Source organism: Halalkalibacter lacteus (genome assembly GCF_036663595.1).
Classification (GTDB): domain Bacteria; phylum Bacillota; class Bacilli; order Bacillales; family Bacillaceae_D; genus Halalkalibacter; species Halalkalibacter lacteus.
Genome location: NZ_JAWRVL010000121.1, coordinates 1 through 347, shown reverse-complemented (window position 1 = coordinate 347; position 347 = coordinate 1). Strand labels below are relative to the sequence as shown.

Sequence of the window (347 nt, the reverse complement as noted above, 5' to 3'; positions counted from 1 at the left end):
TGGTGACCCGTACGGGATTCGAACCCGTGTTACCGCCGTGAAAGGGCGGTGTCTTAACCGCTTGACCAACGGGCCAACCTCAGGAAAGTATCTGGCGGAGAGCGAGGGATTCGAACCCTCGAGACGGTTTTAAACCGCCTACACGATTTCCAATCGTGCTCCTTCGGCCAGCTCGGACAGCTCTCCATTTTGGCTCCACAGGTAGGACTCGAACCTACGACCGATCGGTTAACAGCCGATTGCTCTACCACTGAGCTACTGTGGAATAATTCGCCTGGCAACGTCCTACTCTTGCAGGGGGAAGCCCCCAACTACCATCGGCGCAAAAGAGCTTAACGACCGTGTTC

The 347-nt window shown here is 55.9% G+C and carries 3 tRNA genes and 1 rRNA gene; all 4 read right to left on the bottom strand.

From position 1 onward, the window contains the following. Positions 1 to 75, bottom strand: a tRNA-Glu gene (locus SAZ04_RS21765). 17 nt (positions 76 to 92) lie between these two features. Continuing rightward, positions 93 to 186, bottom strand: a tRNA-Ser gene (locus SAZ04_RS21760). Between the two features lie 4 nt (positions 187 to 190). Continuing rightward, positions 191 to 265: transfer RNA gene (locus SAZ04_RS21755), tRNA-Asn, on the bottom strand. 7 nt (positions 266 to 272) lie between these two features. Then, positions 273 to 347: ribosomal RNA gene (rrf, locus tag SAZ04_RS23635) — 5S ribosomal RNA — on the bottom strand; the annotation flags it as partial.